Here is a 25,386-nt window from a genome sequence, read left to right as displayed (position 1 = left end):
AGACCTTCGTCCATCGTCGATTCGGCGCGATCGTCACGTCGCCTTGGCGGTCGCGGCGAGCTCCTCCTTCAGGGCAACGCTCACGGCGTCGAACTCGTCACGTATCCGCGCGAGGTCGCGGGCCTGCGGCAGCTCGCCTTGACCGGCTTCGAGCTGCATCTTCTCCGCCAGCTCCGCGACGCGTCCCGCGCCGATCGAGAGCATGCTGCCCTTCAGCTTGTGAGCGTTCGCCTTGATCTCTGCAGCCACGGCGCTCCGGATGACCCCCTCCAGGCCATCGAGCTGCGCCGGGACGTTCTTGAGAACCAGCTCGATCAGCTTCCGCGAGCGCGGGACCTCCGGGTCGAGCACGGGCGCGCTCGACGCCTCCGTCGCGGCGGCGGAGAGAGACGGAGACGACCCGGGCTCCTCCCGGCTCAGGACCACGTGGCGCCACAAGGTCTTCTGCAGAGACTGAGGGCGCACCGGCTTGGCAAGATAATCGTCCATCCCCGCGGCGAGCACCCGGTCCCGCTCGCCGACGAGCGCGTGCGCCGTCAGCGCGATGATCACCGTGTGGCGATTCCTCGAGCGCTCCCAGGCGCGGATCTCCTGGGTGGCGGTGTACCCGTCCATCACGGGCATCTGGCAATCCATGAGCACGGCGACGTACTGCTTCCGCTTGACGCACTCGAGAGCCTCCTGGCCGTTGCACGCGGTCTCCACGCGCAGCCCCAGCTGCTCCACCTGCTCCATCGCCACGTAGCGGTTGATCTCGTTGTCATCGACGACCAGCACGGGGAGCTTGCTCGCGATCTTGCCCGGCTCCGCGCCGGGCTTGCTCGGCGGCGGGGTCGAGGCGCCCGTGAGCGCGCTCTGCAGCGTGTTGTACAGCTCGGAGACGCGGAGCGGCTTGGGGAGCTGCGTGACCATGCTGGAGTCCATCCCGCTCAACGTCACGCTCGATCCCATGTGGTAGAGCGCCACCACGGGCAGCGTCTGCAGCGCCGGGACCGACTGGATGGTCTTGAGGAACTCCTCGAGGCCGAGATCGTCCATCTGGACACCGACGACGGCGGCGCTGAACGGCCGCTTCTCCAGCACCGCGAGCTCGAGCCGATTGATGGCGTCCCTGCCGGAGGTCGCGGACTCGGCGTCGAAGCCCCAGGCCACCAGGTGCTCCACAACGACGTCGCGCCAGCTCCTGCTGTTCTCCACCACGAGCGCGCGGCGCCCGCTCGCCCACTCGGCGGAGCGGATCTGCTCGCCTCCGGCCGTGACGCCGACCCTGATCGTGAACCAGAAGCGGCTGCCCTGCCCCGGCGTGCTGTCGAGGCCGACCTCGCCGCCCATGACCTCGACGAGGCGCTTGCTGATCGCGAGCCCGAGGCCCGTGCCGCCGTGCTTGCGGACCAGCGAGCCGTCCACCTGCGAGAAGGCCGCGAAGAGCTTCTTCTGATCGTCGGGCGCGATGCCGGGGCCGGTGTCCACCACGGCGAGCTTGATGAGCGCCGTGGCCTTGTCCTGCTGAGAGGTCGAGGCGTCGATCAGCACCTCCCCGCGCTCGGTGAACTTGATCGCGTTGCCGACCAGGTTGGTGAGCACCTGGCGGAACCGGTCGGGGTCGCCCACGATGCCGGTGGGGACGCGGCGCTCGACGCGGTACACGAGCTCGAGGCCCTTCTCGTGCGCCTGGCTCGCCATCAGCTCCGCGACCTCCTGGATGACGAGGCGCAGATCGTAGGAGACGTGCTGCGCCACGTACTTGCCGGCCTCGAGCTTCGAGAAGTCGAGCACGTCGTTGATGATCGACATCAACGTGTTGGCGGAGGCGTCGACGGTCTCCACGTAACGCCGCATCTTGCCGTCGAGCGACTGGTTCTGCATGAGCCGGATGACCCCGAGGATCCCGTTCATCGGCGTCCGGATCTCGTGGCTCATGTTGGCGAGGAACTCGCTCTTCATCCGGGACGCCTCGAGCGCCTGCTCGGTCTTCACGCGCAGCTCCTCGAACGCCTGCTCGTTCGCCTCGACCATGCTGTTGAAGGCCGCTCCGAGCAGCTCGAGCTCGTCGCCGCTCGTGATCTGCACGCGCTCCCACTTCTTCCGATCCACGATGGGCGATTCGGTCGACGGCGCGCTCGAGCGGAGCCCGGTGGCGATGGCCCCCGCCGCCGTGCGCAGCGCGAGCAGCGGCTCGGTGATGTGGACAGCGACCCGCTTGACGAGGAAATAGCTGGCCGCCCCGCTGCCGAGGATCAGCGCCACGATCAGGCCGAGCGTGGTCACGAGCCGGTTCGCGGCGAGGTCCCGGGCCTGGACCATGCGCTCGACGACGCTCCTCGTGCTGATGCCGTAGATCACGGTCCCGGCGTGGGTCCCCTCCGAGATGACCGGGGCCGCGACCTCGAGGACGTCATCCCCGCCCAGGGGGTTCTGCCGCCGCCGCAGCACGAGCCGGGTCTGGTGCGCGGTGCTGATCCCGAGGGACTCCAGGTCCGCCGCGGTGAAGTTCGGCGCCGCCGGGCTGGGCGCGTCGTTCGAGGTGGGCACCCGGGCCAGGCCGCTCGCGGCCCAGACCCGGTTCTCCGCGTCGAAGAACAACCCGTAGGCGATGTCGTTGTTCTCGGAGACGGTCTGGTGAATGAGCGCCTTGACATCCCCGAAGAGGTTGTCCGCCACCAGGCTGCGCAGCGCCAGCGCCTGATTGAAGCCGAGCAGGCGCGCCTTCTCTTCGAGACCGCTCAGGAGCTCCTGCTCACGCTTGGCCTGGACCGCACGATCCGTCGAATAGATGAGCGCGCCGCTCGCGAGCAGCGTGGTGCCTCCGAGCAGCAGCAGCGCGCCCAGGATCAGGCGCAGCAGCTTGATGCGGAGCGAGCCGTGGGTGTTCGGGGTTGCCATGCACTCTACTTTGGACGCCTCATCGAGGGCGGCGGGTTAGAGGAGGACGACGCCGCAGAAGACCCCGCTGACGAAGGCGGCGGCGGGCTGGTCTTCCCGGCGCGCGCGGCCACCGCGCGCTCGACCGCCGGCGCCAGCGCGACGTGCAGCTTCGCTTTCGAGACGATGCCGTCGGCGCCGACCTTCTCGCCGATCGCGCTCAGCTTGTCGATATCACAGCTGGAGACGAGGACGATACCCAGGTTCGAGAGCTGCGCGTTGTCGCGGAGCAGCTTCGCCAGCTTGTCGCCGTTGATGGTCGGCATGTTGATGTCGAGCGCGACCACGGAGATCTTGTCTCGCTTGATGACCGCCGTCGCGCCGATGGGCGTGGCCAGCTCGACCACGTCGAAGCCGGCCCTGACCAGGACGGCGCGCATCGCCTCGCGAGCGATGTCGTCGTCATCGATCACGAGCACCCGGATCATGACGGCGCGCTCCAGGAATGGCAGCTACGCGTGCGACGCTCCCCATGCGACGAGCAGATGGCAGGCGAGCCGGGGAGCTCGATGGTTCGAGCTAGCCCCTCGCATCGTGACCATGTGCCCGGTTGGAAAGGTAATCGCACGGCGCCTCCATTCCCCCCGATACGCGCTCACCTACCGATGAGAAAGTCAACTTGGCCGAACTGGCTGGAATTCAGGCCGAAGCGCCGTGCGAGCCTCACGTCGACCAGGCGTTTCACCGAGATGGGAAGGCGGACGCCCGACGACCGGAGCTTCCAGTCCGCGTCCGCGAGCTCGTAGAGGAGATCCGCCGCTTGCACCGCGAGCGCCTGGGTGTCGGGGATGGCCGCGAACGTCCCGAACTCCGCGTGCTCGTTCACGAGCGAACGCACGGCCACGACCACCGGAGCGCCGAGCCGGTCCACATAGGGCAGCCAGACGTTCGTCAAGAACCTCGGGCTCAGCAGGCCATTGTCGTTCGGCAGCCAGATCGCGTCGACCTTCGCCCGCTGGAGGTTCACGAGCGCGGCGCGGAGGTCCTGCACGCGTGGCTTGTTCGAGAGCTCTTCCTTGACGAAGGCCAGCTTCTCGACGTGCATGAGCGCTTCCTGTCGCGCGATGTGATCCGCGAAGCCCTGGCGGTACACGACGCCGACCCGATGTGCGTCGAGGCCCAGCGTGCGCAGGCCCACCATGGCCGTGACCGCCGGCACCTCGTAGGAGATGGCGACCGAGTTGGGGACGGTGCGCTGGAGCTCCTCGGCGAAGGACGCCATCAAGATCAGCGCGACCGGCGGGGTCGGGACGGTGCGCGCCCACTCGCGATACAGGAGCACGGTCGAGTTGTTGACAAGCACCACCGCCTTCGGACGATCGCGGGCCACGATCCGCGCCACGAGGTCAGGGCTCGACTCCTCGCTGCGCAGCAGCGAGGTGATGACATGGTGTTCCCCGGACAGCTCGACGCGGAGCGATCTCAGCATGTCGTCGAGCTGCGGATCCGAGGGGGCGATGACGGAGATGACCGGCTTCGCGTCCGGAGGCGGCGCCTTGAGCGACGGCGCCGGGTCGCTGGCCACGTGCGTGGCCGGACCCGACGAACAGCTCAGGGACAGCACGAGCCCCGCGAGGGCGGAGGCCCGCAGCAGCGAGCGCCGAGAGAGGGGACGCGTCGACCTTACTTCCATTCGTCAACCCCCAGATCGGCGAGCACGTGTTTCGGAAGCCTCCGGATCGCGCTCTCCACCGTTTGGCGCTCGCTCAGGAACGTGACCGCCACCAGCCCGACCTTCGCCGTCGAGAGGCTGAGGATCGTGAACGTCATCTTGCTTCTCGACTCGAAGTCAGAACGAAATCGCTCCGGGAGAAGAACTGCGTCGGCCGTCTGGAACTGGAGCAGCTGCAGGAGGTCTTCGATCTTCGTGACGCGCTGGACCTCGGGCGCAGCGCTCACACCCAGCAGCCCCGCTACGAACTTAGGGAGCGATTTTCGTTCGACCAGATCGACGATCCCATATCTGAGACCCGAGAGCATCTCCTTGGTGAGAGCCCTCGTCGAGACCAGGAGGTACTGCTCCGCGTCGCTCCCGGCCTTCATGCCCTGGATGTCGGCGGTCCGATTGAGCGAAGCCAGGACCGGCTTCGGCGAGAGGGCGGCGTCGGGCGGCGTCGACTCGAGCGCTGCTTTGAAATCGCTCAACTTTCCGAACACGGTGACATCGACGCCGGGCATCGACTCCTCGATCTTCTGCTCGAGGGCGCGAGCGCGAAGCGGTGTCACCGCATACACATAGAGCGTGGCCACGGGCCCAGCCGTGGTCGGCGGGCTGAGCAGCAGAAGGCAGCACCCAATGAGCAGCGCCGCCCCGAGCAGGACCATCGGCGCGCGCTTCGATCGGAGCCCCGGGCGAGCCGGAACTCCGGTCCTGTCGGGCCAGGCGCGCTCGGCGAGAGTCCTGAGGAGTGAGCGAAATCCCCCGTGCCGGACCGGAGGAGCCGCGCGGTTATTTCGTGGCATCCACGATGACGCCCAGCGGATTGCGATTCGCGCTCGACACGCGAGGTGCCCCACGGCCCGCTCGACCGCTGACCGCCGTGCCCCCATGGAGCGCCTGCAGCTGGTTTCCACCCGGCTCATGTCCTCCCGGTCATCATGGTAGGCAGCGTAGCCGATGGTTAACCCTCTTTGTCAAGCGCCCCCTGGGAGGCGCCCCCGCGTCCCCACCGAGCTTGGCGAAATGGGGACGTCGGAGAGGGTGACGACACCCGACGGCCGCTCCCCCGCCCGCAGCCGGCCAGCACGACCGCACCGGCACCGCCGCACGCGCAAACCACGGGGGCGAGCGCTTGACACGCTCCTCACGCCCCTCGGTGTCAGGGCTCGATCTCGAGCCCCAGGGGCGCCATGCCCCCCGCACAGCGGGAGCAAGAGACGGCACCTCGGAGAAAGCAGCAGATGGCGCCCCGGATTCGCGCGATACATCATGCTTCGTCAGCCTACATGGTGAGCGATGGTGCATCGTGATGCTCGGGTATTTCACCTTGTCATGCACAAACAGCAGAATCCCCGGGTGCGCCGCCGCTCCCCGCCACCGAGATCGAAGAGTCGCGCTTCGCGCTCGATCTACTTACCGCCTACCGCTGGCGCTCTGCTCACCGGCTACCGCTGGCGCTCTACGTACTGCCTACCGCTGGCGCTCTGCTTGCCGCCTACCGCTGGCGCTCTCCTGCCGGCGCTTGCCGCTGGCGCAGGACGATCGCGGCGTCCAGCTCTCCGGTGCGGCGTCCGGCCAACAATCGCTCCGACAACGGGATTGTAGTCCATCCGGTCGCCGCACAGCAACCCTCGCGAACCGCGGCCGCAGGGTCGGGGTGTCGCGGATCACAGCGGACGGCGCGCCACAGAGACGCTGGCGCCGGCCGCCGCGCAGACGTGAGGCAGAGCGCCCTGGGACCCGGCATATTTGCAAGGAACTCTCGTGACCTGGAGAACGAAGGTTCCACTCGAAGGATACTCAGTACTCAGCCAGCGGCCGGGCAAACCGCTGCCCGCCTCTGCCCGGAGCGCCGGGCGAGCGGAGCGGCTCGCCCGGCGACGCGGCGCGCCGCGCTCCGGCGCGCCCTCGTCTCAGTACCACTCGCTGCCGAGGCCCAGCGTGAAGGTGAACGTCGGCCCGTCTGGCAGGAACACCGGGTGGAGATCCGCGCTGATCGCGAAACCGCTCCGCCGCGCGCCGCTCCCGGCAAGGCCTCCGAGGATCAGGGCGCCCCGCGCGTGAGCGCCGAAGTACCAGGCCGCCGTGCTCTCGCAGCCGGCGCTCGGGAGCGGGATGCCGCCCTCCGGGACCTCCGCGCCGCAGGTCGCGACGGCCACGTAATCCATGGAGGGTCCCGCGCCGAGATCGAGGAAGTGGAACAGCGTGAAGCCCGCGAGCACCGAGTTGTAGTCGATGAACCCCGCCTCGAATCCAGCGCTGTTCTCGGTGCTCTCGGGGGTGAGCGTCACCATCGGTGTGTTCTGGTAGTATATCGCGAAATAGTGGTTGACCTGGACACCGAGCCGGCCAGAGAGCGCGAAGACGGCCCCCGCGCCCGTGGGTGACTCGATGATCCCGCCGCTGAGCGACGTACCGAAACGAAAGCGCATCCCGTCCTTCTCGCCGTCCTCGGGCTCCGTCGGCTTCTCCTCGGGAGCGGCCGGAGCCGGCGGAACCGGCGCGGGCGGCTCCGGAGCGGGCGCGTCCGCCGCCGGCGCGGACCGCGGCGCAGGCGGCGGCGCGAGCGCGGGTGCAGGCCGCGGCGCGGACGGCGGCGCAGGCGCGGGTGTGGACCGCGGCGCGGGCGCAGGCCGCGGCGCAGGCGGCACCGGCGTGGGAGATGGCGGCGGAAACGGCGTGGGAGCTGGCGCTGGCGCTGGCGCGGGCTGCACAGGTGTCGGCGCTGGCGCGGGTTGCACGGGTGTCGGCGCTGGCGCGGGTTGCACGGGTGTCGGCGCTGGCGCGGGTTGCACCGGAGTCGGCGCTGGCGCGGGTTGCACCGGAGTCGGCGCAGGCGCGGGTTGCACCGGAGTCGGCGCAGGCGCGGGTGGCAGCGGGGTCGGCGCAGGCGCGGGTTGCACTGGCGTCGGCGCAGGCGCAGGCGCGGGCGCGGGCTGCACCGGGGTCGGCGCAGGAGACGGCGGCGGTGCTGGCTGCGCGGAGGCAGACGGGAGCGGCTCTGGAGGAGGAGGCGGCGGGAGGGGAGCGTCGCCCTGGGTCAAGGCCGTCGCCGAGACCGCCAACGGAACGGTGAGCGCCGCGAGCGCGGCAAGCCAGCGAGGGGGTGTCATCCGATCTTCCTCGGCGCACTCCTCGCGGCCGTCAAGCGCCCGGAGGTGCGCGCTGTCGGCCGCGGTGCGCCGCAGCGGATGATCCGCCCGCGAGCCGTGGAGCGCCAGCCCATCGACGACCGCCCGATGCACGTCGCCCCCCGTCCCTCCACTTTCCTTCACGGAACGCGGCGGCACCGGTCACCAGCCCCTCGACCCATGCGCCGAGCTCGCCAAGCCCTCGTTTGCGGTATCAGCCCTCTGCTCGGGATCCTCTTCTCCGTGGCTTGCGTGGAGGAAACGCTCCCCTCAGCCGCGACCGGGAGCGGCGGCACTGGAAATATCCACGAGACGAGCGGCGATCGGTCGCTCGAAGCGCAGGCGGCGTATATGCGAGAAGCGGTGCCTCTCCTCGAATCGGACCCCGACGTCTTCCGGTACGCCTGGTTCTCCGGGCGAACCGACGCGATCCCCAACGTGGACCTGCTCGGCGCGCGCGGTGAGGTCACCACGCTCGGCGAGCTCTACGTCTCGCTGCCCCACGAGGAGGAGTGCAGCTCGTGACGGCCCGCGCGGCGGTCGCTCCGTCGACGCCTCCGCCCGCCGGCGCGGTGTCCGCCGTCCCGGCGGCCGGCGTGCAGGCCGCGCCGCTCGACTTCGCCGACGTCTACGAGGAGATGTTCCCCTTCGTCTGGCGGACCGTGCGCCGGCTCGGCGTGGACGCCTCGGCGCACGAGGACGTGTGCCAGGAGGTGTTCGTCGTCGTGCACCGGCGGCTCCCGGAGTTCCTGGGCCGCTCGTCGCTGAAGACGTGGGTCTTCGGGATCGTCGTGAACGTCGTGCAGACGCACCGGAGATCGCTGCGCCGCAAGAGCCCCGCCCACCGCGGGACAGGAGAGACCGTGGATCCCGAGCTGCTCGCGGGGCCGAGCAGCCTCAGCCCCTACGAGGCCATGACGAGGGCGGAGGCCGCGCGCGTCGCGCACGAGCTGCTCTCGTCGCTCGACGAGGAGAAGCGCGTGGTGCTCCTCCTCGCCGAGCTGGAAGAGATGCCGGCGGCGGAGATCGCGCGGGGCATCGGGGTGAACGTCAACACCGTCTATGCGCGGCTGAGGGCCGCTCGACAGGCGTTTTCCGACGCGGTGCACCGCCACCACGCCAGGATCCGAGGAGGCCGCAATGGATGAGCTGCGGGCCGGGGAGCGAGCGCTCCTGAACGCCCTTCGTGACGAGGACGAGCCGACCGAGGACGACAGACGTCGGATGCGCGCGGCCGTGTGGGCGAGGCTCGGCCTCGCAGGGACGGCGGCCACGGCCACGGCCGTCGCCGCGAGCGCCGAGAGCGCCGCGGGCGCCGGAGCCGCCGGCTCCGCGAGCGCCGGCGCGGCTGCGCACGCCGTCGGTCCCGCCGCCGCGAGCATGGCCGCGGGCGCGAGCACCGCGGTCGCACAAGGCGCGGCCATCACGCTGCTCGGCGCCCCGATCAAGATCGGGCTGGCGGCGCTCGTCGTGGGCCTCGCGACGGGGGCCGCGCTCTACTTCCCAACATTGTCGACACCGGGCGAGGCGCCCGATGCGCAACGCGCGCTGGAAGCAGCGACGGGCGCGGCCGAGGCGCCCCGAGCGGAGCGCGCCGCCGCGCCCTCCAGCGCCCTGGGCGACGGGACGCCTGCGCCCGCCGAGGCGAGCGCCTCCGTCAAGGCCGACGGCCCCGCCGAGGCCAGCGCCCTCGCCGAGACCAGCGCCGCGCCCGCGGCCGCTGCAGCGCGCGCGATCGCGCCGCGCACGCCACGGACGGCGGCCGCAGCGAGGCAGGGCTCCGAGGGGCTCGACGCGGAGATCGCGCTGCTCCGCGACGCGCAGCAGGCGCTGCAGGCGGGCCAGTTCGCGCAGGCGCTCTCGAAGCTCGACGAGCACGCCAGCAGGTACCCGAGGGGCGTGCTCTCGACCGAGCGCGAGGCGTCGCGCGCGATCGCGCTCTGCCGCTCCGGCCGCGCGTCGTCCGGCAGGGCGATCGCCGCGAGGCTGCTCGCGAAGAGCCCAGGCTCGCCGCTCGCGACGCGCGTGCGCGCCGCGTGCGGACAGGAGGAGTAGAGTGCGCGGGTGCACGTCTCAAGGTGGGCGCATGCGCCGTCGATCCTGCCGGCGCTGATCGTCGCGGCAGGGCTCCTGCCCGCGCGCGCGCTCGCGGCGCCCGCCGAGCCGCGCACCATCGATCTCCGCTGGGAAGCGCCCGAGGGGTGCCCGCCGGTCGACGAGGTCCGGAACGAGATCGCCCGGCTGCTGGGGACGTCGGAGCAGCGCCAGCCGATCGAGGTCGAGATCGCGATCGCTCGCCAGCGCGGCGAGCGCCTCCGGCTCGACCTGCGCATCCGCGCGCCGGCGCCGGGCGAGCGGGTGATCCATGGCGACGACTGCGCATCCATGTCGCGGGCAGCGGCGCTGATCGTCGCGATGTCGATCGATCCCGACGCTGTCGCGCGGAGCGCTGCCGCGCAGCCCGCGCCACCCCAGGCGATCGCCGCCCCCGCCGCCAGCGCGCCGCGCCCGCCGTCTCCCGCGCCGCGCCGCCCACCTCCCGCGGCGGCGCGGCCGTCCGCCACGAACGAGCGCGACGTGGAGGGAGCGCTCTGGATGAGCGCGCAGATCGAGCAGGCGCTCGTCCCGACGATCGGCGTCGGGCTCGCCGCAGGCGGCGGGATCCGCAGCGGCTGGTTCCGCGCGGACGGCGCGGCCGGCGTGGTGCCGTCGAGCTCGAGCCACATCGCGGGGCAGGCTGCGGGCGCCGAGTTCCGGCTCTGGTTCGTCGAGGTCGACGCGTGCGCGCTCCCGCTCGAGGGCCCCGTCCGCGTCTACGTCTGCGCGCTCGGCCGCCAGCACTGGCTCCGCTCCAGGGGGCGGGACGTCGATGAGCCCTTCACCCTCACGACGCCGATCTTCGCAGCCGGGCTCGGCGCGCTGCTCGAATGGCGCATCGCCGCTCCCGTGAGCGTCGAGGGCGCGCTGCACGCCGTCGTCCCGCTGAGGCGGCCCCGCTTCGTCGTCGAGAACCTCGACGGCATCGTTTACCGCCCCCCGGCCGCAGGCCTCAGCGCGCGCCTCGGTCTCGCGCTGGCCTTCTGAGCCTCAGGGCATGTCCGGGCCCGCGCGCCACGCGGCCTCGATCGCGCAGCCGGCCAGCGCCCCGCGGTAGAGGCGCAGCTCGTCGTAATGCCCTCCGAAATACGGATCCTGATCGAAGTGGGACCGCCCGAGCCAGTTGTTCGCGTCCTGGATCGCCGAGAGCGGAAAGCCGACCGGCGTGCTGCCGAGGAGCGCACCGTCGAGGTAAAGCGCCAGGGTCCCCGCCGCGCCGTCGAAGACCGCGGCGAGCTGATGGATCTCGGCGTCATCGAGCGTGGGCGCGGTGGCGACCTGCACCTGACCCGCGGCGCCGCTGTCGCTCGCGAGCGCGGCGATACCCGGCGGATCGAAGCCCGTCGAGGGGGTGATGACCAGGTAGGACCGCCCAACGCTCGCGTCGCCTTCGACGGGATCCTCACCCGTGCTGCCGATGCCGAAGTCGACGACGCGCAGGTACGCCCCTCCGCCGTCGCGGGCGACCCAGACCATGACGGTCACGTCGCTCAACCCCGTGAGGAGACCCGCGGGCAGATCGACGTAGTCGTCCTCTCCGTCGAGGGTGAGCACCCCTCCGCCGTCGAGGCTCGCGCCGCCGAAGATCTCACCGTCGGCGCCGCCGACCGTATCGGCGACGAGCGCCCCCACCCCGTCGAACGAGTACCGATGAGCCAGCGACGGCAGCGCATCGCAGGGGGCCGCGCCGCTGCCCCCTTCGCCGCCGCTGCCCGCCTCGCCGCCGCTGCCCGCCTCGCCGCCGCTGCCCGCCTCACCGCCGCTCGGCGCCCCACCACCACGCCCCCCTTCCCCGCTCCCACTACCACCTTCCCCGCCGCCGCCCACAGTCGACGCCGGAGTCATACGACCCACCGCAATCTCCACATCTGCCCCACATCCGGATAAGCCGAGGAGCAGCGCCATCATCGTAGTCTTCCGCGCGCACGACACGGGCTGATCCTAGCGCGGGCGTGCGGTCGATTCGATCACGAAAGGCGCGCGCCCCGGCAACGAGGGGGAGAGTGCTGATTCCACACGCGGGAGCCGACCATGATGTGCCGACTTGACCGAGTGTTCGCAAGTCCCTGGCTCGTCGCCGGGGGATGTCTCTTGAGCATCTCGTGCACTGGCATCCTCGGAGGCGACGACGCTCCGGGACCGGGGCTGGAACCGGGAGACGACGCCGCCGCGCCAGGCGGGATGCCTTTGCACCACATGACAGCATCGGAGTACAACAACACGGTCGCCCACCTCCTGGGCACGCGCCTGCGGCCGGCGGACGGATTCCCGGCCTCCGGCGCGAAGGGCTTCGACGCGAACGCCAGCGCGCTCTCGAGCCTCTCGCAGGTCCTCGTCCAGGGGTACTACGACGCCGCCAAGAAGCTGGCGGCCGAGGCGTTCTCGAACGAGGCGCAGCGCGCCCGGATCCTCGTATGCGACCCGGCGGAGGGCGCGGATGACGGGTGCGCGCGCGAGATCATCGAGCGCTTCGGGCTGCGCGCCTTCCGGCGCCCGCTCGAGGCGGCGGAGGTCGACCGGTACGCGGCGCAGTACGCCGACGCGCGCACCACCCTCGAGATGTCCCCCGTCGAGGCGGTGCAGCACGTCGTCCGGACCCTGCTGACGTCGCCCAATTTCTTCCTGCGGATCGAGGTCGGCCCCGACTCGAAGCGATCGCCGGGCGCCCTCGGCGGCCACGAGATCGCGTCGCGCCTCTCGTACCTCCTCTGGAGCTCACTCCCGGACGAGGAGCTCTTCGACGCCGCAGAGAGCGACGAGCTGGCCACCGAGGACGAGCTCCGGCAGCAGGTGGACCGCATGCTGTCCGACCCGAAGAGCGCCGCGTTCTTCCAGAACTTCTTCGGGCAGTGGCTCGGGACACGCACGCTCCCGAGCCACACCGTCGACACGACGCTGTTCCCGGGCTGGAACGACAAGGTGAAGGGCGCGATGATCGAGCAGGCCAACGCCTATTTCACCGGCTTCACGACCGGCGAGCGGCCGTGGTCCGAGTTCCTGACGGCGCCCCACCCGGAGAGCCCGCTGCTCGCGCCGCTCTACGCGAACGACCCCGAGGCCGGGCGCGGCGGGTTCCTGACGCTCCCCGCGTTCCTCACGCTGTCTTCCCGCGCCGAACGGACCTCCCCCACGTCCCGCGCGAAGACGATCCTGGCGCAGCTCTATTGCGCCGACCTGGCCCCTCCCGCCGGCGTGGATATCCCGGAGCTCGAGGCCGCGGGAGGCGACTCGGGCCCCGTCGACAACGTCCGCGAGAAGCTCGAGAAGCACCGCGAGTCGCCCGACTGCGCGGGCTGTCACGATCTCCTCGATCCCATCGGGCTGAGCCTCGAGAACTTCGATCCGATCGGCGCCTACCGGACCGAGTACCCGAACGGGGACGCTGTCGACGCGACAGGCAAGTACGGGAGCGCGGAGTTCCAGGACATCTCGGGCCTCATCCCGGAGCTCCAGAAGGACCCCCAGCTGGGGATCTGCCCCTCCGAGCAGCTCTTCACCTATGCGTTGCGCCGGCGCCCGAGCGGCGGCGACAGGGACACGCTCAAGGAGATCGCCGCGCGCTGGGAGAAGGGGACGATCGCGGATCTGGTGAAGCAGGTGGTGACCAGCGACGCGTTCCGCCTCCGCGCGGCGAAGGTCGGGGCGAAGTGAAGCCGCAGGCGTTGTTTCCTCACGGAACCAGGCACGAAGGAGCGATGCGCACATGAAACGCGGAATGACACGCAGGAACCTGTTGCGCGGCGCGGGCGTCTGCCTGGCGCTGCCGTTTCTCGAGAGCCTCGCCCCGCGCAGGGCGCGCGCCGGGGAGCCCGGCACGCCGAAGCGCTTCTTGCTCTGCACGTTCCCGAACGGGGCGCCCCACCACTGGTGGGAGACGGCGCCCGCGTTCGGCAAGACGCTGAAGGGCGCCGATTTCAAGCTGCCGAGGGTGCTCGAGCACTTCGCGCCGGTGAAATCGAAGATGCTCATGATAAGCCGCCTCGGCAACCACACGTGGAGCAAGGAGCAGAACGCGTTCCTCGAGCCGTCCCACTCGCGCTGCATGGCCGCGCTGTCGACCTGCGTGGACGCCGATGAGCTCGGGAGGGCCGCGGGGCAGGATCTCGGCGAGTGGGTGGGCAACGGCATCTCGGTCGACCAGCTCATCGTGCAGAAGGCAGGCCCGGAGCAGGCGACCCGCATCCCGTCGCTGCAGACGGGGCTCGGGGTGAAGCCCGGCTTCTTCGACGGGCGCAGCTACGCCTACAATCAGGCCGTCTCCTGGAAGAGCCCGCGCGAGCCCCTGAAGCGCTCGGTCAACCCGAAGGCGGTGTTCGACGCGCTCATCAACGCAGGTGCCGCGAGCGCGCCTTCGGTGCCAGGGCAGACCGACGAGCAGGCCAGGATCGAGGCGGAGCGCCGCGCGGCGACCGAGAAGAGCGTGATCGACGCCGTGCTCGCGGACGCGAACTCGCTCATGCGCAAGGTAGGCTCCGACGATCGCAAGGTCGTCCAGCAGTACCTGGACGCCCTGCGAGAGACAGAGAAGAACGTGACCCGCATCCAGTCGACGATGACCCCGTCGAGCCTGGGCTGCAGCCCGATCGGCGAGCCCGGAGTCGTCCCCGAGCCGCCGGGCCAGCAGGAGGGGCTCAACGAGAACGACAGCACGGAGGCCGGCGAGTACAAACACGATGATCACGCGAACGTCATGATCGATCTCATCGTCATGGCGATTCAATGCGACGTGACGCGCGTGATAACCCACATGCTCGACGACGCGCGCTCGGAGTTCGAGTACCGGTGCATCCCGGCCGACGTCCGCGCGAAGGTGGGCCTCGAGTACAGGGAGGGCAGCAGCCTGCATTATCACGCCTGCCAGCACGGCCCCGGCAACCTGGGCACAACGGACGAGGGCGGCCGCTACGCGGTCGTCGAGGAGAGCAACCTCGATTTCGCGGCGATCAACTGCTGGCTCGGCCAGAAGACGGCGCAACTCGCGCAGCGGCTCGACGCGATCCCCGAGGGGGACGGGACGGTGCTCGATCACTCCGTGATGGTCTACATGAGCGAGATGCGTACGCACGACCACGACGCGTACGATCTGCCCATCGTCCTCCTGGGCGGCGACGGCGTCTTCCTGAACGACGCGCACGTCGCGTATGGCCCCCTCGGCCAGGATCGCCAGCTCCGCGATCTGTGGTTCACCCTCATGAACCAGTACTACAACCTCGGCGTCGCGTCGTTCGGCGAGGATCGCCGCGGCGTGCCGAACGCGCTTCTCGAGGAGATCCTGCGGTAGCTCTGCGGGTCACGGTCTCGATGGATGGGCTCACACCGGAGGTCGAAACGCAATGTTCGAAAGCCGCTCACGTCGGTTGGTGTCCGGGGGTCTCCATGTCGCGCTCGGGCTGCTCGCGACCTGCACAGCAGAGCTCGGGTGCTCGAGCGACCCGTCGTCCGCGTCTCCCGCGCCGGAGTCGCCCGCGCCGGAGTCGCCCTCGCCGGGCGACGGAGGCGGTCCGCCAGGCGAACCGCCCTGCGTGGAGACGAACGACGGGCCAGCGCTGCCGCAGGCGTTCGCGCTGAACTGCGGCGGGTGCCACAGCGCCCACGGCAAGCCGGCCGGCGGGTTCCCCGATCTGTTCGCCTTCGACGGCACCCTGGAGGAGTTCACGGCGCAGGTGCGCACGGGGAAAGCGCGTATGCCGGCCTTCGGCGAGCAGCAGATCGCGACGGCCGACATCGAGGCGATCTTCACTTATTTTTCTGCGGAAGCGCCGCCCGCGCCGGCCTGCGACGGCGGCCAGGTCGATCCCGGCGAGTGCTCCGGCGTGGACGGCGCCATCTCGCCGCTGTTCCCCTCGGCGACGGAGGGCAGGCCGATCACCACGATGGCTGCCGATGGGACGATCACGCTCGAGGCCGCGGGGCGCGTGCGCGGGCGCCACGAGAAAGAGGAAGAGTTCAGCCCCTACCAGCCGCGCTATTTCGAGAACCGGAGCTACAAGTTCATCGTCGAGGACACGATCCCGGCGGGCGGCAGCACCATCAAATTCACCTGGCTCCCCAAGGCCAACGCATCGAACAACCAGACCATCAATTTTCGCTGCTGGTACTCGGGCGAGGGCAACGTGTTCGACTCGAACAACGGCATGGAGCGCATCACGAGCACCCACTGGGAGTTCGTCGTGGATCGCAACGCCCGGGAGAGCAGGGAGATCCGCGAGGGAGACCTGCTCGAGTTCGAGTTCGGGGTGTTCCTTGACGCGGGCACCGTCGAGGGGAGGACGAGCTATTACAGCGACACGTTCCGCTACCGCGTCGGCAGCGGCGAGCTGACGCCGTTCAACGAGGCGAACGAAGTGGCCCTGTCGGGCGGCGACGGGACGATACCGTACATCTACGAGGAGCCTCATCTCTATTACGAACAGATGGCGCTCAACATCCAGGAGAGCTCGATCCAGCCCTTCCTCGAGGGGCGCCGCCTGTTCCATACGGACTTTGCCACCGGCGAGCACAGCGAGGGCGGTAACCCCGTCTTCGAGGAGCAAGCCGGCAAGGCGGGGCCGCTCTCGAACCAGGCGGCGTGCGTGAGCTGCCACATCAACAACGGTCGCGGCGCCCCGCCCGAGCCCGGCGAGGCGATGGAGACCGCTGTCGTGAAGGTGTTCGGCGCAGGAGCGAACGCGGACGGCCGGCCCGCCGCAGATCCAAGCTACGGCCGGCAGCTCCAGGACAAGGCGCAGGGCGGCGGCGCCAGCGAGGGCACGGCCACCGTGGCCTACACCGAGGAACCCGGGCAGTTCCCCGATGGCACGCCGTACGTCCTGCGAAAGCCCACGTTCCGCTTCGACGGGCTCTCCGCAGGGCCGATCGCGAGCTACTCGGTCCGCGTTGCCCGCCCGCTCGTGGGCATGGGCCTTCTCGAGGCGATCGCGGAGGACGCGCTGCTCGAGCGCGCAGATGGGATGGATTGCAACCAGGACGGTATCTCGGGCCGTCCGAACCTGATCCCGGACCCGGTCTCGGGGGCGCTGCGACTAGGGCGCTTCGGCTGGAAGGCGAGCAAGGTGAGCGTACCGCATCAGGTCGCCGACGCGCTGGTGGCGGACATGGGCGTGACGACGAGCCTGTTCCCGGTCGAGGAGTGCGGCGAGGCGCAGACGGGTTGCCAGGCCGGCACGCGCGGAGATCCCGAGCTCGCCGACGACGATCTCGACAGGCTGGCGACCTACATGCGCATGCTGGGCGTGCCGCCGCGCCGCGACACGGCGGACCCAACCGTCCAGCGCGGTGAGGCGCTGTTCAGCCAGGCAGGGTGCGCAAGCTGCCATGTGCCCTCAATGAAGACGGGGGGCCGCCACCCGCTCGTCGAGCTGCGGGATCAGCTCATCCAGCCGTTCAGCGATCTGCTCCTGCACGACATGGGAGAAGAGCTCGCGGACACGTCGACGAGCGAGCACCTCGCGGGGCCGCGCGAGTGGCGGACGCCGCCGCTGTGGGGCATCGGGCTGCTCGAGGCCGTGAACGGCCACACCCAGCTGCTGCACGACGGCCGCGCGCGGAACGTGGTCGAGGCGATCCTGTGGCACGGCGGCGAGGCGGACGCCGCGAAGCAGCGCTTCATGGTGCTCCCGGCAGGAGATCGCGACGCGGTTGTCGCCTTCCTGCGCTCGCTCTGAGCGCTCGCCCTTCTGCCCTCGCTCCGAGCGCCCCCATTTCTGCGCTCGCTAAGAGCGCCCTCCCCCCGCCCCCGCCTTCCTTCGGCCTTCTGGGTGCTCGATCCGCTCGACGTTCCCGGCGCACAAGGGGCGGGCGCCGCTCAGAACCCCGAGCGGTGCGCCATCCGCCTCGAGAGCCAGCGCATGGGGCCGGGCGCCACGCGGGCGGCGAGGCTCGCGGTCTTCACGAACAGGCTCGTCTCCAGGACGTCGCGGCCCGCGTCGACGGCGCGCACGATCATCTCGGCGACCTCGTCCGGGCTCTGCTTCTTGTGGCCCGGCGGGCGGTAGCCGACGTTGTCGTCGGTCACGACGGCGTTCGCGTGGAACGGGGTCTCGACCGGGCCCGGCCGCACCACGAGCACGCGCACGCCGCGCGACGAGAGCTCCGCGCGGAGCGACATCGCGAGCGCCTCCAGCGCGAACTTCGACGAGGCGTACGGGCCCATTCGCGGCGCGGCGACGAGCCCGGCGATCGAGGAGACCATGACGATGGTGCCCTTCGTGGCCGCGAGGGGCTCGATCGCGAGCCGCGCGAGGTGCACGGGGGCGACGACGTTCAGCCGGTAGAGCGCCTCCAGCTCGGCGGGCTCGATCTCGATCGACGGCGTGTAGTAGCCGCGCCCGGCGTTGTTCACCAGCACGTCCAGCCGGCCGTACGCGCCGAGCGCCCGCTCGCAGAGCGCCTTGCGATCCTCCTCGACGGTCACGTCGCCGGCCACCGCGAGGGCCTCGCCGCCCGCCGCGCGCACCTCCGAGGCGACGCCCTCGAGCGCATCTCGCCCGCGCGCGCTCAGCACCACGCGCGCGCCGCGCTTCGCCCAGGAGAACGCGAGCGATCGACCGATTCCGCTGGATGCACCGGTGATGACGACGACGGGAGCCATGTCGGCGAGAGTACACGACATTCGGATCGCGAGGAGAGACTTGCTGCTGGCGGCCGCCTGCCGCACGGCGAGGGATCGGGCAGCCGGCGCCGCGATCCCAGCCTCCCCGACCTCGCGCGCAGCTGCCTGAACGCACGACGCCTGATCTCGCGGGAGCAGCGGTATCGGACGCTGGCGTCCTACCGTTCCGGCACAGGACCGTCGCACGGCTGACAGCCGAATCGTTCTCCATCAGCGGTATCCGGCGCTGGCGTTCTACCGTTCCGGCACAGGACCGTCGCACGGCTGACAGCCGAATCGTTCTCCATCAGCGGTATCCGGCGCTGGCGTTCTACCGTTCCGGCACAGGACCGTCGCACGGCTGACAGCCGAATCGTTCTCGAATGGATCAACTCATCGATCGAGGACAACAGGAGCACGCCATCACAGGACACAGTTCGGTAATACGTAACACAAACTTCGCGCATTTCGTCACCGCGCCTACTATAGTCCGGCCCACACGAAGCCGCCGGGGGGGTGGCTGGCCATCTCCCCGCATAGCGAGCTATGACGTTGGGGTCTCGATTGCATTGACGCGCCCGAATCGCGCAAATGCGCGAGCGCGTCGCCGTTGCATTCTGACGCGGGGTGACCAGCAGAGGCAGGAGCGCGGCTCGTCCGCCCTCCGTCGGACGGCAGCACCGCGGCGGCGGTTCGTGATCGTGGGGTGATCCGAATGGGTCCGGCCCTCGGCTCCATGCAGCCATGGCCGTTCAACCAACCTGTTTGGCGTGTCCGGCCGGCGAACGATCTCGGCGTTGCGTACTCATCGCGCGCCTGGCGCTGACATTCCACGTATGCGCGGAACGTAATTTCCTCCGTGACTACGTGGCTCGTTTCACGAGCAAACAGGTGCGAATCGACACAGGACGGAATCCGGTTCCGGGGAGGGAATGGGGGAAGCACCGTGTGTGCACGCAGCTCGCCAGCGCAATTCAGAACGGGGCGCGGAGCGGGATCGTAACGGGCCGCTGACGAGCGTGAGCGCGTAGAGGCAGCGAGCGAGAGCGCGCATAGCGACGCTCTCGGCGAGCACCCCTGCGCGCGGCGCAGCCGCGGTATCCACGTGTTCATGACAGCAGATCTCGCAAGACGCTCTCAACCTCAAACCCTGATAGAGAATGAAATGAAGAAGAAGTCGATTGTTGCCTTGTCGATGATGGTCGGCGCCGCCCTCGTGGCGCAGGCGGAGCCCGCGAGCGCCGGGTATTGCCCGGCGGCGTACGCGGGTGACATCACGGAGTACGCCATTCCTTCGAACGCCTCGCCGGGGAACATCACCTTTGGCCCTGACGGTCGCGTGTGGTTCACCGTGCTCTCCGGCAGCAAGATCGGGGCCGCAAAGTCCAGCGGCGCTGTGACCGAGTACCCGCTCGCGGCCGGCGCGAGCCCGGTCGGCATCACCGTCGGTCCGGATGGCCGGATCTGGTTCACCGACGCAGGGAGAAACCAGATCGGGGCGATCACGAAGCACGGCGTCGTGACCGAGGTTGCGATCCCGACGAACAGCTCGAGCCCCTCCGCGATCACGCTGGGATTTGATGGGAATCTGTGGTTCACCGAGGTCCTCGGCAACAAGGTCGGACGCATCACGCCGGACGGGGTGATCACCGAGTTCGCGCTGCCGACCGCCGGCAGCCAACCGCGCGGGATCGCGGCGGGAATCGACGGAAATGTCTGGGTCGCGGAGTCGCGCGGGAACAAGATCGCGCGGATCAGCGCGTCCGGGACCGTGACCGAGTACCCGCTGCCGCCCTCGGCCGCGCGCCCCAGCGCGATGACGCTCGGTCCCGACCTCAAGATCTGGTTCACCACGGCGGGCGAGATCGCGAATATCGACACCAGCGGGACCGTGACGGAGTTCGCGCTCCCCGCGCTGGGCCTCGGCGTCTCGGCCATCACGCTCGGGGTGGACGGCAATCTCTGGTTCACGGAGCAGTCCGTGGACAAGATCGTACGCATCACGACGAGCGGCGTCATGACCGAGTACGCTCTCCCGATCGCGGGCTCTCGTCCGCTCGGGCTCACGCTGGTCCCGTCGCTCCAGGGGTGCGGCTTCCTCGACCTCTGGTTCACCGAGGCGGGGGGGAGCCGCCTCGGCAAGATCCGCACGGTGACCACCCACTGAGAAGCACGCATCCGGAGAGATAGAGACTTGACCGCCTGCCGGCGAGCGCTTCGGCGGCCAGGCGGTCTTCGCTGGATTGTTGGCTTGATAGATGCGCCGTGCACCGGGATGATCCAGGTGCACACGCGCACCGTCACTCTGAACGATGGAGATGAGCATGAATACGACAGGTAAGTTGGTTCTTTCGGCGCTCTCGGTCCTCGGTCTTGCGGCGTGCGCCGTGAGCGGCACGGACGAGGCAGAGGTCCTGGGCGAGTCGCAGGAGGCGCTGATCAACGGCACGGAGTTCTACGGGTCGGACACGCTGTTCAACGCGATCACGGCCGCGATCAACCAGGCGGGGCTCAGCGCGTCCCTCGACTACCTCGGCACCGGGTCGGGCAAGGGCGAGCAGTGCCTGGAGGGCACCGGCGCCGCCCCCTGCAACACGAAGGCTCAGACGATCGCCCCGATGTCCAGGGACTTGCAGGGCTCTTGTGACAGTGGTCAGAAGAGCAATCGCATCGCGCTCGACGCTATCTACATTCTGGCGGACGACACCCAGGCCGCCACCAGCGCGACCTCGGCGAACATCAAGGGCGCGTTCTGCGGCGACGGCTCCGGGAGCCCCGCCACCTGCGCCAATTTCGACACGTGGGGCGAGCTCACCACGGGCTCGTCGAACCCCTCGAACGCAATCAAGCTGTACCGCCGCGACGACATCTCGGGCACGACCGACACGTTCAAGAGCCTCACCGGCTGCACCACGTTCTGCGCCGGCGTGAAGATCATCGTCGAGGACCTCATCGCCGGGCCGCGGCTCTCGACCGACTCCGCAGGAACCCTGGGGACGCCGAACACGTCATCGATTGTGACGTACTCGGGCGCTCCGACCGCGGCGGCGCCCTGCCTGCAGACCGATTCGGCCACCGATTGCATCGGCAAGCTCGCGGGCGCGAACGTCGACGCGCTCGCCTACGCGGGCGGCGACGGGTTGCGCCCGTCGAACCCCTTCGCCAACCAGGCGTTCACCATCGACAGCAAGGCGCCGACCACGGCCAACATCCGCAAAATTATCACGGACCCGAGCAACAAGTACCCGCTCGCTCGCTTCCTGTACCTCAACGAGGGCAATGGATCTCGGGCTACAGCCGAGACGAACTTCCTGAACTGGATCATCGCGAACCCGCAGACCTTCGAGAACACCCTGACGGCCTCCGGCTTCATCGCGTGTGACCCGGGAAATCCTCTCGATTGCGGTGCCACCGGCACCACGTGCCCCCGCAACAGCAGCCTGCCGTGAGCTGATAGGCTGATGACGAAGGACGGAGCGCGCCGCGCAAGCCATGGCGGTAGGCGCGCTCCGTTCGACGCACATGGCCAGCGCGGCGCGCTCGGGCACGCCCCCCGTCTCATCACCCGCCGAGCACCGTGCACCGCGGAGTCGTCCTCCAGGGACGGAACGCGCCCCCGCTGCTGCCGGATTGAAACCGCTCCGCAACACTGCCCAGCACAGGAGGTCTGAGCGGTGAGCGCTTACTTTCCATCACGGTCGAGAGGCGAGCTTGCGGCGCGTGAATCAATGGCAGAGCTATCATCTACGTCGACGTCACCGCGATAGCGTCACGGGTCCGTGACAGCCGGCATTCACGGTTGTTCCAGGAGCTCACCGGTGGCATTTCGGCCGCCGCGACGATAGGGGGTTCGCCGCTGCGAGCCCGGGGAGTTGGCATCGATGCGTCAAGGTTGGCGTTGGGTGACGATGAGATCGCTGGTGCTGTTGCTCGGGGTCGTGTCCGTGGCCGGGTACAGCTGTGGAGGTGATGATACCGGTGAGCCCCCGGAGGACACGAGCGGCGGCGGCGCTACCAGCGGTGGTGACGGCGGCGGCACCGGCGGTGCCGGCGGCAGCGGCGGGGTCGCGGGCGGTGATAACGGCGGAGGCGGCGGTACCGGCGGGGTCGCGGGCGGCGATAACAGCGGAGGCGGCGGCACCGGCGGTACCGGCGGCAGCGGCGGTGACGGGGGGGGCACGCCGCCACGTCAATGCGCCCCTGCCCGATCGCACGAGCCGATCCCTCAGCGCCACTCGGCGACGGTCGAGGATGCCCTCGATACCTTCAGCAATCTCTCGGGGGAGATCGAGATTCAATGTGGCAACTGCCACAAGGCCCCGGCAGAGCAAGGCGACTTCTCCTACACCGGCACTCCGGAGAACCTGTGCAATGCGCGCGGCAAGAACGGCAAGACGCCCGTTGACGTCATGCTCAGCGGGGAGATGCCCTACAAGATCGGCGGGCAAGAGGCGCTCGGCCGGCGGGTGCAGGCGTGGATCGAGCAGGGGTGCCCTGCCGGCACGTACGTCCTCCCGAAGGGCGAAATCCACGTCGATCCCGACGTGGATTTCGTGACCCCGCGCGAGATCGGCGATGCGCAGACGGAGCTCGGGAACTGCATCCCCGACGCCGAGATCGTCGGTCGAGACGAGGAGGTGGATGAGCGCTTCGCCGCGATGCGATCGTTCGAGGACCTCCCGGTCAAGCTGTCGGAGACCGATTTCGTCTCGCTGGACGCCGAGGTGCTCGCGCGCAGGGGGACGCTCGCTTACGCGCCGACCTACCCTCTCTGGTCGGACGACGCGGCGAAGCTCCGCTTCGTGCACGTCCCGGCGGGGCAGGCCATCACGTACGACCCGGAGGCGAAGAGCCTCCGCATCCCCTCGAACAGCCGCTTCTACAAGACCTTCTTCAGGGCCGTGGTCGAGCCCGACGGCGCCACGCGATACCGCAAGATGGAGACGCGCATCATCGTGACGCGCGAGCAGGCCGAGGACGCGATCTTCGGCACATACGTGTGGAACGCGGAGGAGACGAGCGCGAAGCTCCTCGGGACCGGGCTCGATCCGGCGTCACCGGACAGCAGGGAGCTCTACGTGAACGGCGAGCCGTTCCCCGACTACGTCCGCCCTTACACGGCCAACGAGACCACCGGTGCACTGCAGAGCTACGCCGTGCCCGGTGCGACGCGATGCGTGGCGTGCCACACGGGCTCGGAGAGCGAGAGCTTCGTCCTCGGCATCACGCCCTTCCAGCTCCACAAGCGACCCAAGGGGGAAGGCGGCGTCTACACGCCGGACGTGCTCGCCGACGAGCTCAATCAGCTGGAGCGTCTCCTCGGGTACGGCGTCGTGCGCGGCACGTTGGCGACCCTCACGCCCGACGACTTCCCCAGGCTCGAGGAGTCCGCGCTGCCCCGCCGGCCGCGCAATGACGACGAGCTGAACATGCAGGCCTACATGGCAGGCAACTGCGCCCATTGCCATAACCCGCGCGGCTATGCGGTGGCGAGCAAGGCGACGCTGCGAGGCCTGGATATGTCGCCTGGCGGGAGCATCTTCGGGTTTCACATGGATACCGTGGGCTCGGACGGGCGGCTCTACTTTCCTGGTGTGCCGGCGTCCTTCGATGAGCTCGTCATCCAGAACTCCATCCCGGTCGGAGGTATCTACCGTCGCGTCGTCCTGCCCACGGGATCGTGGACTCCCCGTGCGTTCGGCCTGCCCGTGGACAACGAGGAGGTAAACGCATTCTTCAACCTCCACATGCCGATGCACACGGCGTCTGTGGACTGCCGCCTGCCGGTCCTCGTGGCGCGCTGGTGGGCGTCGGTGCCGCGCGACTACGAGCGCGGGGGACGGGAGGCGCCGGGAGATCCGGAGGCGATCGAGCTCGCCACGCGCGCGGCGGACGCCGCGGAGGCGCGTGCCCTTCACGACTGCGAGCAGCATCGCGAGCTCGGGTGGGTGCTCGAGGACACGACCGAGCGCTATCCGTACGTCCCGCGCAACATCGACTGGAAGACGAAGCTCGACGACTGGATCCGCGCGGAGGAGGTGACGAGCGAGCACGAGGCGCTGGCGAAGAAGGTCTACGCTCAGGGGTTCTTCATCCCAGGCTGCGCGTTTCCGGACGACGCGCCAGAGCCTGCACCGGTGGAGCAGTGGATGATCAATCCGGGGACCGGGAGGCCGCGCCGGCCGTGGAGCGCGATCTACTGGGCCAACCCGGGGGAGCATATCTACGCCGGTATCTGCACGAATTGCCATGGGATTCACGGAGACGCCCAGACCGGCGCGGCCAGGGCGCTCCGCGCGACCTCCGGGGCGAGGGTGGCGAGCTTCGTGGACGGGCTCTTCGGCCCGCGCTGGGCCCCCAACGAGAACCTCGCCACGTTCCATGGGCCCGACGCGGGGGAGGACGGCCTCGGGCCCGACGGGGCGGCGAAGTACCTCGTCTGGATGGCGACGGGGGGCACCACCGTTTCATTCGGCCGTACCGCGGAGGAGGAGAGGACCTTCTTCAACGTCTTCGTCGACAATCGGATCGTGGCCGCGGTGCCGATCCCGCTCGATCCGGAGACCGCGAAAGCCGCATTCAAGAGATCGAAGGCGAACATGCTCGGCGTTGCGCGCGCCGCCTGCGATGAGATCCGCACCGATGCTCATCGGTTCGGAGCCCTTTACGACGCCGCGGCCGCGAGCGGGAATTGGAGCGTCATCCTGGGCAGCGCCGTGGCTCCGGAGTTCGGCGTGCCCATGTGGAGGGACGTGTGCACGCTCAGGAACCCTCTTACGGACGAGCTCCGCACCGCGGACGCGAGCTCGCCGGAGGTCGATGCATGGCTCCGGAGAGCGGCCTTCAACGCCGGTGTAATGGCCTACATCTACATGCGTGACGAGCTGACGAAGGGAGTCATCGCGGTTCCGCGTGACGCCTGCGAGCTGAAGTTCCCGCGGTAGTGAATCGTTCTGGCGCGTGCGACGCGCTACACGGAGATGTGT

General features: G+C 69.6%; 17 protein-coding genes. 10 read left to right on the top strand and 7 right to left on the bottom strand.

What is annotated here, in order from left to right:
- Nucleotides 1–33 precede the first annotated feature (33 nt).
- The 5 genes from WMF14_RS07665 to WMF14_RS07645 form a co-directional block, all read right to left on the bottom strand.
- Nucleotides 34–2,883: a response regulator gene (locus WMF14_RS07665; protein ID WP_437799634.1), complete on the bottom strand. Its 2,850-nt coding sequence runs from the start codon at nt 2,881–2,883 to the stop codon at nt 34–36.
- A 5-nt stretch (nt 2,884–2,888) separates the two neighbouring features.
- A complete protein-coding gene (locus WMF14_RS07660) occupies nt 2,889–3,350 on the bottom strand; it encodes a response regulator (protein WP_437799633.1) in 462 nt (153 codons plus the stop codon).
- 167 nt (nt 3,351–3,517) lie between these two features.
- A complete protein-coding gene (locus tag WMF14_RS07655) occupies nt 3,518–4,555 on the bottom strand; it encodes a hypothetical protein (protein ID WP_272101011.1) in 1,038 nt (345 codons plus the stop codon).
- The gene (locus tag WMF14_RS07650; protein WP_272101010.1) at nt 4,546–5,172 is read right to left on the bottom strand and encodes a hypothetical protein; all 627 of its coding nucleotides are present in this window, start codon (nt 5,170–5,172) and stop codon (nt 4,546–4,548) included. The genes WMF14_RS07655 and WMF14_RS07650 overlap by 10 nt, the downstream gene beginning before the upstream one ends.
- Before the next feature lie 1,323 nt (nt 5,173–6,495).
- Entirely contained in the window at nt 6,496–7,014 is a 519-nt protein-coding gene (locus tag WMF14_RS07645) for a hypothetical protein (RefSeq protein WP_437328108.1), read from the bottom strand.
- 1,062 nt (nt 7,015–8,076) lie between these two features.
- Between WMF14_RS07645 and WMF14_RS07640 the strand changes: the two genes are divergently transcribed.
- From WMF14_RS07640 to WMF14_RS07625, 4 genes are read left to right on the top strand one after another with little or no spacing between them, the layout of a single operon-like run.
- Nucleotides 8,077–8,238, top strand: coding sequence for a glycosyl hydrolase (locus tag WMF14_RS07640; RefSeq protein WP_437799630.1), 162 nt, complete (start codon nt 8,077–8,079; stop codon nt 8,236–8,238).
- On the top strand, nt 8,235–8,861 hold the full coding sequence (locus tag WMF14_RS07635) for an RNA polymerase sigma factor (RefSeq protein WP_437799628.1): 627 nt from the start codon (nt 8,235–8,237) through the stop codon (nt 8,859–8,861). Before WMF14_RS07640 ends, WMF14_RS07635 begins: the two co-directional genes overlap by 4 nt.
- Nucleotides 8,854–9,768 carry a hypothetical protein gene (locus WMF14_RS07630; protein WP_437799626.1) on the top strand — a complete coding sequence of 305 codons (915 nt, stop codon included), beginning with the start codon at nt 8,854–8,856 and terminating at the stop codon, nt 9,766–9,768. Before WMF14_RS07635 ends, WMF14_RS07630 begins: the two co-directional genes overlap by 8 nt.
- A 9-nt stretch (nt 9,769–9,777) precedes the next feature.
- Nucleotides 9,778–10,797: a hypothetical protein gene (locus WMF14_RS07625; RefSeq protein WP_437799624.1), complete on the top strand. Its 1,020-nt coding sequence runs from the start codon at nt 9,778–9,780 to the stop codon at nt 10,795–10,797.
- A 3-nt stretch (nt 10,798–10,800) separates the two neighbouring features.
- Here WMF14_RS07625 and WMF14_RS07620 read toward each other — a convergent pair whose 3' ends face one another.
- Nucleotides 10,801–11,655 carry a LamG domain-containing protein gene (locus WMF14_RS07620; RefSeq protein ID WP_437804160.1) on the bottom strand — a complete coding sequence of 285 codons (855 nt, stop codon included), beginning with the start codon at nt 11,653–11,655 and terminating at the stop codon, nt 10,801–10,803.
- A gap of 351 nt (nt 11,656–12,006) precedes the next feature.
- On the opposite strand from WMF14_RS07620, the gene WMF14_RS07615 reads away from it, so the two are divergent.
- The 3 genes from WMF14_RS07615 (at nt 12,007) to WMF14_RS07605 (ending at nt 17,474) form a co-directional block, all read left to right on the top strand.
- Nucleotides 12,007–13,461, top strand: a complete 1,455-nt coding sequence (locus WMF14_RS07615) for a DUF1592 domain-containing protein (protein ID WP_437799622.1) — start codon at nt 12,007–12,009, stop codon at nt 13,459–13,461.
- Between the two features lie 52 nt (nt 13,462–13,513).
- Nucleotides 13,514–15,091, top strand: coding sequence for a DUF1552 domain-containing protein (locus WMF14_RS07610; RefSeq protein ID WP_437799620.1), 1,578 nt, complete (start codon nt 13,514–13,516; stop codon nt 15,089–15,091).
- Between the two features lie 79 nt (nt 15,092–15,170).
- Nucleotides 15,171–17,474, top strand: a complete 2,304-nt coding sequence (locus WMF14_RS07605) for a di-heme oxidoredictase family protein (protein ID WP_437804158.1) — start codon at nt 15,171–15,173, stop codon at nt 17,472–17,474.
- A gap of 140 nt (nt 17,475–17,614) precedes the next feature.
- On the opposite strand, the gene WMF14_RS07600 is transcribed toward WMF14_RS07605, so the two are convergent.
- Nucleotides 17,615–18,400 (bottom strand): SDR family NAD(P)-dependent oxidoreductase, encoded by a 786-nt coding sequence (locus tag WMF14_RS07600; RefSeq protein ID WP_437328100.1) that lies wholly within the window; start codon nt 18,398–18,400, stop codon nt 17,615–17,617.
- Between the two features lie 1,165 nt (nt 18,401–19,565).
- Here WMF14_RS07600 and WMF14_RS07595 point away from each other — a divergent pair.
- The 3 genes from WMF14_RS07595 (at nt 19,566) to WMF14_RS07585 (ending at nt 25,344) form a co-directional block, all read left to right on the top strand.
- Nucleotides 19,566–20,567: a Vgb family protein gene (locus WMF14_RS07595; protein WP_437799618.1), complete on the top strand. Its 1,002-nt coding sequence runs from the start codon at nt 19,566–19,568 to the stop codon at nt 20,565–20,567.
- A 157-nt stretch (nt 20,568–20,724) separates the two neighbouring features.
- The gene (locus WMF14_RS07590) at nt 20,725–21,849 is read left to right on the top strand and encodes a hypothetical protein (protein ID WP_437799616.1); all 1,125 of its coding nucleotides are present in this window, start codon (nt 20,725–20,727) and stop codon (nt 21,847–21,849) included.
- Nucleotides 21,850–22,302: 453 nt separating this feature from the next.
- On the top strand, nt 22,303–25,344 hold the full coding sequence (locus WMF14_RS07585) for a hypothetical protein (RefSeq protein WP_437799615.1): 3,042 nt from the start codon (nt 22,303–22,305) through the stop codon (nt 25,342–25,344).
- Nucleotides 25,345–25,386 lie beyond the last annotated feature (42 nt).

It is taken from the genome of Sorangium sp. So ce693, from assembly GCF_051521375.1.
Taxonomy (GTDB): Bacteria; Myxococcota_A; Polyangia; order Polyangiales; family Polyangiaceae; genus Sorangium; species Sorangium atrum.
The sequence above is the reverse complement of the archived record's forward strand: the minus strand, read 5'-3'. Positions and strand labels throughout refer to the sequence as shown.

Coding starts and splice junctions, on each gene's coding strand:
- WMF14_RS07665 (WP_437799634.1), bottom strand. CDS start 2,883: ATGGCAACCCCGAACACCCACGGCTCGCTCCGCATCAAGCTGCTGCGC.
- WMF14_RS07595 (WP_437799618.1), top strand. CDS start 19,566: ATGAAGAAGAAGTCGATTGTTGCCTTGTCGATGATGGTCGGCGCCGCC.
- WMF14_RS07600 (WP_437328100.1), bottom strand. CDS start 18,400: ATGGCTCCCGTCGTCGTCATCACCGGTGCATCCAGCGGAATCGGTCGA.
- WMF14_RS07590 (WP_437799616.1), top strand. CDS start 20,725: ATGAATACGACAGGTAAGTTGGTTCTTTCGGCGCTCTCGGTCCTCGGT.
- WMF14_RS07655 (WP_272101011.1), bottom strand. CDS start 4,555: ATGGAAGTAAGGTCGACGCGTCCCCTCTCTCGGCGCTCGCTGCTGCGG.
- WMF14_RS07645 (WP_437328108.1), bottom strand. CDS start 7,014: ATGCGCTTTCGTTTCGGTACGTCGCTCAGCGGCGGGATCATCGAGTCA.
- WMF14_RS07630 (WP_437799626.1), top strand. CDS start 8,854: ATGGATGAGCTGCGGGCCGGGGAGCGAGCGCTCCTGAACGCCCTTCGT.
- WMF14_RS07610 (WP_437799620.1), top strand. CDS start 13,514: ATGAAACGCGGAATGACACGCAGGAACCTGTTGCGCGGCGCGGGCGTC.
- WMF14_RS07620 (WP_437804160.1), bottom strand. CDS start 11,655: ATGACTCCGGCGTCGACTGTGGGCGGCGGCGGGGAAGGTGGTAGTGGG.
- WMF14_RS07660 (WP_437799633.1), bottom strand. CDS start 3,350: ATGATCCGGGTGCTCGTGATCGATGACGACGACATCGCTCGCGAGGCG.
- WMF14_RS07615 (WP_437799622.1), top strand. CDS start 12,007: ATGACAGCATCGGAGTACAACAACACGGTCGCCCACCTCCTGGGCACG.